Origin of the sequence: Pseudomonas putida (assembly GCF_028682175.1) — a bacterium.
GTDB lineage: Bacteria > Pseudomonadota > Gammaproteobacteria > Pseudomonadales > Pseudomonadaceae > Aquipseudomonas > Aquipseudomonas putida_AD.
Map to the genome: position 1 here is coordinate 23740 of NZ_JANHKS010000062.1, position 6515 is coordinate 30254.

The window sequence follows — 6515 nt, forward strand, 5'->3', positions numbered from 1 at the left end:
GCCAGCCCATCGCTCCCACCGTAGCAGCCCGGCCGGGCGGCGCTCCGCTTGCCGGCGGAAGCGATCTTGAGAATATCCCCGCCGGCAAGCCGTGCTGCTACGGGACGTGCGATGCGCTCAAACTGCGGCGACAAAAAAGGCGATCCCTCGGGATCGCCTTTTTCGTTACCGCGCAGTCGGGTTACTTGACCACTTTCAGACTCGGCCGGCCGCTCGGGCGTGGCGGTTCGTCGTCCGGTGGCGGCATGTCGTCTTCGACATCCAGATCATCATCGTCGTCCACGGCAGGCTCCAGGTCGAAGACCATGCCCTGGCCGTTTTCACGGGCGTAAATCCCCATGACCGCAGCGACCGGCACATACAGGCTGTGCGGCACACCGCCGAAGCGGCCTTCGAAACTCACCGCGTCGTTGTCCATGTGCAGGTGGCGCACGGCACTCGGCGAGATGTTGAGGACGATTTGTCCGTCGTTGGCGAAACCTTGCGGGACTTGCACCGCCGGGTACTCGGCGTTGACCAGGATGTGCGGCGTGCAATCGTTGTCCACGATCCACTCATAGAGAGCACGGATCAGATAGGGGCGACTGGAGTTCATCGAATGTTTCCTTAAGCCTTTAGCGCATGTCGCGTTCGGCAGCAGACAGACTCGCCTGGAATGCCTCACGCGCAAACTGGCGCTCCATATAATCAAGCAGCGGCTTGGCAGGCCGCGGCAACTCGATACCCAGAATCGGCAGGCGCCAGAGTATGGGCAATAGACAGCAGTCGACCAGACTTTGCTCGTCACTGAGGAAAAAAGCCTTTTCCGCGAACAGTGGCGAGACGCCGGTCAGACTTTCGCGCAACTCCTTGCGCGCCTGGGTGCGGGCAGCTTCTTTGCTGCGAGCATCCAGGATGACATCCACCAGGACGCACCAGTCGCGCTGGATCCGATGGATCAGCAGGCGGCTGTTGGCCCGGGCAACGGGATAAACCGGCAGTAAAGGCGGATGCGGGTAACGCTCATCCAGGTATTCCATGACCACTGTCGACTCGTACAACGCCAGATCGCGATCGACCAGTGTCGGTGTGCTGCCGTACGGATTGACCTCGACCAGTTGCGGCGGAAGGCGACCTCCCACGACATCGATGATCTCGGCGCTGACACCTTTCTCGGCGAGCACAATGCGCACGCGATGGGAATAGTGGTCGGCGGGGTCGGAGTAACAGGCCAACCGATTGGTCACGCCCATGGTGATCCTCCTCGCTTGTTAAATATTCAGAAGCAGAAAAACGAACGCGCCCTGAAGGCGCCTCCGGCAACATCCACAATCAGCGGGTGTTCGTCGCGGGCGACAAGATAGCGCATTTACTCAAGGTAAATTCCGTAATCTTTCGCCCGCCACTATACCCGCTCTGCGTCCATTGCCCGAATGAGGCTCTTCAGAGCGCGTTCCATCTACTTCATCACTGGCGCGAAGTCAGTGAACGTCTTTCCAGTATTCACGTTTGAGCAGGTACGCGAAGATAAACAGGATCGCCAGATACAGCAGCACATAGGTGCCGATGCGCTGGTGTTGCAGCTTGACCGGGTTGGCCGAGTAGGCCAGGAATGTCACCAGGTTCTTCACCTTCTCATCGAACTGCTCTTCGGTGAGCGTGCCGGTCTTGGGCACGATGGTCAGTTGATCACAGGCTTCATGGGTCAGTGGCGAGCCGGTCAGCGGGTCGAACTGCTTCTTGCCATCCTCGACCGCCTGGACCTGCTTGCAGCCGATGATCTGGCGGCCCTGCAGCCCCACCAGCACGTTGGGCATGCCCACGTTAGGAAAGACCTTGTTGTTCACCCCCCAAGGCCGTGCCGGGTCCTCGTAGAACGAGCGCAGGTAACCGTAGAGCCAGTCGGTGCCCCGCACCCTGGCAACCAGGGTGAGGTCGGGCGGCGCTGCGCCGAACCAGGCCTTGGCGTCCGCCGACTGCATGCCGACGGTCATGTGGTCGCCGATCTTGGCACCGGTGAACACCAGCTTCTCCAGCATCAGCTCATGGGGAATGCCCAGGTCATCCGCGACCCGCTCGTAACGCTGGAACTTGGCGCTGTGGCAGCCCATGCAATAGTTGGCGAAGGTGCGGGCGCCGTCCTGCATGGCCACCTTGTCGGAGACGTCGATGTCGACGCTTTCCAGGTCCGGTCCACCGTGTTCGGCGGCAAAGGACAGCACAGGCAAGGCAGAAAGAATGAAAACAGCCAATAATTTTTTCATCAGCCAGTCACCCTTTCCGGAACCGGTTTTGTCTTCTCCATCCGCGTATAGAACGGCATCAGGATGAAATAGGCGAAGTACAGGAACGTACACACCTGAGACAGCAGCGCGCGTTCAGGGCTGGGCGGCAGCACGCCGAGAATTCCCAGGATCACGAACGACACGCAGAACACCACCAGCCAGATCCGGCTGAGCCAGCCTTTGTAACGCATGGACTTGACCGGACTTCGATCAAGCCAGGGCAACACGAACAGCACCGCGATCGCCGCGCCCATGGCCATGACGCCCATGAGCTTGTCAGGGATGGCCCGCAAGATCGCGTAGAACGGCGTGAAGTACCACACCGGCGCGATGTGCTCTGGCGTCTTGAATGCGTTGGCCTGCTCGAAGTTCGGTTTCTCGAGGAAGTAGCCGCCCATCTCCGGGAAGAAGAACACGATCGAACAGAAGATGAACAGGAACACCACGACGCCGACGATATCCTTCACCGTGTAGTACGGGTGGAAGGCGATCCCGTCCAGTGGCTTGCCGTTTTCATCCTTGAGCTTCTTGATGTCGACGCCGTCGGGGTTGTTCGAACCCACTTCGTGCAGCGCCAGCACATGCAGCACCACAAGGCCGAGAATCACGATGGGCAACGCGACCACGTGCAGGGCGAAGAAGCGGTTCAGGGTGATCCCGGAAATCAGGTAGTCGCCGCGAATCCACTGGGTCAGGTCGTTGCCGATGACCGGAATCGCGCCGAACAACGAGATGATGACCTGCGCGCCCCAGTACGACATCTGCCCCCATGGCAGCAGATAGCCCATGAATGCCTCTGCCATCAGCGCGAGGTAAATGAGCATGCCGAAGATCCAGACCAGCTCCCGAGGCTTCTGGTACGAGCCATACATCAGGCCACGAAACATGTGCAGATACACCACGATGAAGAACGCCGACGCCCCCGTGGAGTGCAGCAGGCGCAGGATCGAGCCGTACTCGACATCGCGCATGATGTACTCGACCGAGGCGAACGCCTCCTCCGCCGAGGGTGTGTAGCTCATCGTCAGCCATACGCCGGTGACGATCTGGTTGACCAGCACCAGCAACGCCAGCGAGCCGAAGAAATAGAAGAAGTTGAAGTTCTTGGGGGCGTAATACTTGCTGAGATGGTCTTCCCACATGGAGGTCGCAGGGAAGCGCGCATCGATCCAGTCCATGAATTTGCTCATTACGCTTTCTCCTGATCGACGCCGATGACGATGATTGAGTCCGACTCGTAGGAATGCGGCGGCACTGGCAGATTCAGGGGTGCAGGTTGCGCCTTGTAGACGCGCCCAGCCAGGTCGTAATGGGAGCCGTGACAAGGACAGAAGTAGCCGCCGACCCAGTCTTTGCCCAGGTCTGCGGGGGCCACTTCAGGGCGAAACGTGGGCGAGCAGCCCAAGTGGGTACAGATGCCGATCAGCAACAGCAGCTCGGGTTTGATCGAGCGAACCTTGGGGTCCACGTACGCAGGCTGAACGGAGTTCTTGGATTCGGGATCGGAGAGCTGACCGGTGATCTTGGTCAGGTTGGTGAGAATTTCGGGCGTTCGACGAACGATGAAGACCGGCTGGCCCCGCCATTCGGCGATCATCTGCTGGCCTGGCTCGACCTTGCTGACGTTGACCTTCACGGGTGCGCCCGCCGCCTTGGCTTTGGCACTGGGAAACCATGACCCCACGAACGGGACCGCAGCCCCCACCGCTCCTGCAGCGCCGACCACAGATGTGGCCGCGACAAGGAAGCGACGCCGGCCTGCATTCACGCCGTCATTGCTCATTCCGTCCTCTCCCATCAGCTTTTAGAGGCCTGCTTGGTCAGGCATCCCTTTGAATTATTTTTCTAGCTGTCAAAAAAATCCTGCCAAATGTAAGCAAAGGCCCTTCTATCCGCAAGGGTATTGCCATTTGGCGAAAACGGGGAGGCCTTATGGAACGGGGCATCCACGGATGAGACCAGTCGTCACACCCAATAATAGACGCCCATAAAAAAACGCCCAGTTCCGTGAGGAAACTGAGCGTTCTTTTTGAACGAAAAGCGAATTAACGCTTCGAGTACTGCGGACGCTTACGCGCTTTACGCAGACCGACTTTCTTGCGTTCAACTTCGCGAGCATCGCGAGTAACGAAGCCAGCTTTGCGCAGAGCGCTGCGCAGGGTTTCGTCGTAGGACATCAGAGCGCGGGTGATACCGTGGCGGATTGCGCCAGCTTGACCACTCACACCACCGCCGATGACGGTGACGTAGATGTCGAATTTCTCAACGGTCTCGGTCAGTTCCAGCGGCTGACGAACTACCATGCGGGCAGTTTCGCGACCGAAGAACGAATCCAGGGAGCGGTTGTTGATCGAGATGTTACCGGTGCCCGGACGCAGGAAAACGCGTGCGGTTGCGGTCTTGCGACGGCCAGTGCCGTAATTTTGAGTCGCCGACATAATGAACTATTCCGTTAAAACTTCAGTTCTTGGGGCTGCTGAGCAGTATGAGGGTGAGCAGCGCCCGCATAGACTTTCAGCTTACGATACATGTCGCGACCCAGCGGGTTCTTAGGCAGCATGCCTTTGACCGCGGTCTCGATCACGCGCTCAGGAGCTTTGGCGATCAGCTTTTCAAAGTTGATCGACTTGATCCCGCCCGGGAAACCGGAGTGAGAGTAGTAGATCTTGTCGGAGGTTTTGGCACCAGTAACGCGGATTTGCTCAGCGTTGATCACGACGATGTAGTCGCCGGTGTCAACGTGCGGAGTGTATTCCGGTTTGTGCTTGCCACGCAGACGGCTCGCGATTTCAGTGGCCAGACGACCCAGGGTCTGACCAGCAGCGTCGACGACGAACCAGTCGCGCTTTACTGTTTCCGGTTTAGCGGTAAAAGTTTTCATTCTTTATAGCCTCAAAGGCCGCCTGAAAAAATAGACGGCGGAGCATACTCGATAGTACGGTCTTTGACAAGTCAAAGGCCGCCGGGCACGAACGCTATAGGGGGCTCGGGTCAGCGCGTTCGATCGCAGCGGAGTCTTGGTCGCGGGGCATCACTCCCGTGACGAAGAGCTGCGGAATTATGCAGATTGCGAAAAAAATTTCAACCTGCTTTTATGGCTCTTTTGATCAGGAGAGCCACATGGACTATCGCCAACTGGGCAGAACCGACCTCAATGTCAGCGCCATCTGCCTGGGCACCATGACCTGGGGCGAGCAAAACAGCGAGTCCCAGGCCTTTGCCCAGATCGAACGCGCCAAGGCGGCAGGTATCAATTTCATGGATACCGCCGAGATGTATCCCGTCCCGCCGAAGAAAGAAACCTACGCCAGCACCGAGACCATCATCGGCAACTGGTTCAAGAAGAACGGTGACCGCGCCGACTGGATCCTGGCCAGCAAGATCGCTGGCCCCGGCAACGGCATCGACTACATTCGCGACGGCCAGCTGAAATTCAACCGCGACCATATCGTTGCGGCCGTGGACGCCAGCCTCAAGCGCCTGCAGACCGACTACCTGGACCTGTACCAGTTGCACTGGCCGGAGCGCAGCACCAACTTCTTCGGCAAGCTGGGCTACAACCATTCCGAGGAATACTTCACGCCGTTGCTGGAAGTGCTCCAGGCCCTGGACGAGCAGGTCAAGGCCGGCAAGATCCGTCACGTCGGGCTGTCCAACGAAACGCCATGGGGCACCATGAAGTTTCTCGCTGAATCCGACACCCACGGCCTGACCCGCCCGGTATCGATCCAGAACCCGTACAACCTGCTCAACCGCAGCTTCGAGGTGGGCCTTGCGGAAGTCGCCATTCGCGAGCAGTGCGGCCTGCTGGCCTACTCGCCGCTGGCGTTTGGCATGCTGTCGGGCAAATACGCCAACGGCGCCCGCCCGGCACATGCGCGTCTGAGCCTGTACAGCCGCTTCACCCGCTACTTCAACCCGCAGTCCGAGGCGGCGTGCGCCCGTTACGTGGCGCTGGCGCAGCAGCACGGCCTGGACCCGGCGCAGATGGCTCTGGCGTTCGTCACCAGCCGTGGGTTCGTGACCAGCAATATCATTGGCGCGACCACGCTGGAGCAACTGGAAAGCAACCTGGCAAGCGCTGAGCTGGTGCTGTCCGAGGAAGTGCTGGCCGGGATCGAGGCGATTCACAAGGATCAGCCGAACCCTGCGCCTTGACGCAATACCCTTGTAGGAGCGCGCTTGCCCGCGACGGCGGCGTGTCAGTCAGCATCACTGTCTCTGACACGCCGCGGTCGCGGGAGATCGGAA

At 59.3% G+C, this 6515-nt stretch carries 8 protein-coding genes; 1 reads left to right on the forward strand and 7 read right to left on the reverse strand.

Annotated features, from left to right (window positions below):
* Positions 1-181: 181 nt before the first annotated feature.
* The 7 genes from NPS29_RS26030 to rplM all read right to left on the reverse strand — a co-directional run bounded on the left by NPS29_RS26030 (position 182) and on the right by rplM (position 5145).
* Positions 182-595 (reverse strand): ClpXP protease specificity-enhancing factor, encoded by a 414-nt coding sequence (locus NPS29_RS26030; RefSeq protein ID WP_274136202.1) that lies wholly within the window; start codon positions 593-595, stop codon positions 182-184.
* Between the two features lie 19 nt (positions 596-614).
* Complete coding sequence (locus tag NPS29_RS26035) at positions 615-1232, reverse strand: glutathione S-transferase N-terminal domain-containing protein (RefSeq protein WP_274136204.1); 618 nt, start codon at positions 1230-1232, stop codon at positions 615-617.
* A gap of 228 nt (positions 1233-1460) precedes the next feature.
* A complete protein-coding gene (locus tag NPS29_RS26040; RefSeq protein ID WP_274136206.1) occupies positions 1461-2243 on the reverse strand; it encodes a cytochrome c1 in 783 nt (260 codons plus the stop codon).
* Positions 2243-3454 (reverse strand): cytochrome b, encoded by a 1212-nt coding sequence (locus tag NPS29_RS26045; protein ID WP_274136208.1) that lies wholly within the window; start codon positions 3452-3454, stop codon positions 2243-2245. Before NPS29_RS26045 ends, NPS29_RS26040 begins: the two co-directional genes overlap by 1 nt.
* Complete coding sequence (petA, locus tag NPS29_RS26050; protein ID WP_274136210.1) at positions 3454-4047, reverse strand: ubiquinol-cytochrome c reductase iron-sulfur subunit; 594 nt, start codon at positions 4045-4047, stop codon at positions 3454-3456. Before petA ends, NPS29_RS26045 begins: the two co-directional genes overlap by 1 nt.
* 262 nt (positions 4048-4309) lie before the next feature.
* Positions 4310-4702: a 30S ribosomal protein S9 gene (gene rpsI / locus NPS29_RS26055; protein WP_166596464.1), complete on the reverse strand. Its 393-nt coding sequence runs from the start codon at positions 4700-4702 to the stop codon at positions 4310-4312.
* Positions 4703-4716: 14 nt separating this feature from the next.
* Positions 4717-5145 (reverse strand): 50S ribosomal protein L13, encoded by a 429-nt coding sequence (gene rplM / locus NPS29_RS26060; protein ID WP_062384256.1) that lies wholly within the window; start codon positions 5143-5145, stop codon positions 4717-4719.
* A gap of 239 nt (positions 5146-5384) precedes the next feature.
* On the opposite strand from rplM, the gene NPS29_RS26065 reads away from it, so the two are divergent.
* A complete protein-coding gene (locus tag NPS29_RS26065) occupies positions 5385-6422 on the forward strand; it encodes an NADP(H)-dependent aldo-keto reductase (protein ID WP_274136213.1) in 1038 nt (345 codons plus the stop codon).
* Positions 6423-6515 lie beyond the last annotated feature (93 nt).

Bases quoted from the DNA above. Each gene is read 5' to 3' on its own strand.
- NPS29_RS26030 (WP_274136202.1), bottom strand. From the start codon at position 595: ATGAACTCCAGTCGCCCCTATCTGATCCGTGCTCTCTATGAGTGGATC.
- NPS29_RS26035 (WP_274136204.1), bottom strand. From the start codon at position 1,232: ATGGGCGTGACCAATCGGTTGGCCTGTTACTCCGACCCCGCCGACCAC.
- NPS29_RS26040 (WP_274136206.1), bottom strand. From the start codon at position 2,243: ATGAAAAAATTATTGGCTGTTTTCATTCTTTCTGCCTTGCCTGTGCTG.
- NPS29_RS26045 (WP_274136208.1), bottom strand. From the start codon at position 3,454: ATGAGCAAATTCATGGACTGGATCGATGCGCGCTTCCCTGCGACCTCC.
- petA (WP_274136210.1), bottom strand. From the start codon at position 4,047: ATGAGCAATGACGGCGTGAATGCAGGCCGGCGTCGCTTCCTTGTCGCG.
- rpsI (WP_166596464.1), bottom strand. From the start codon at position 4,702: ATGTCGGCGACTCAAAATTACGGCACTGGCCGTCGCAAGACCGCAACC.
- rplM (WP_062384256.1), bottom strand. From the start codon at position 5,145: ATGAAAACTTTTACCGCTAAACCGGAAACAGTAAAGCGCGACTGGTTC.
- NPS29_RS26065 (WP_274136213.1), top strand. From the start codon at position 5,385: ATGGACTATCGCCAACTGGGCAGAACCGACCTCAATGTCAGCGCCATC.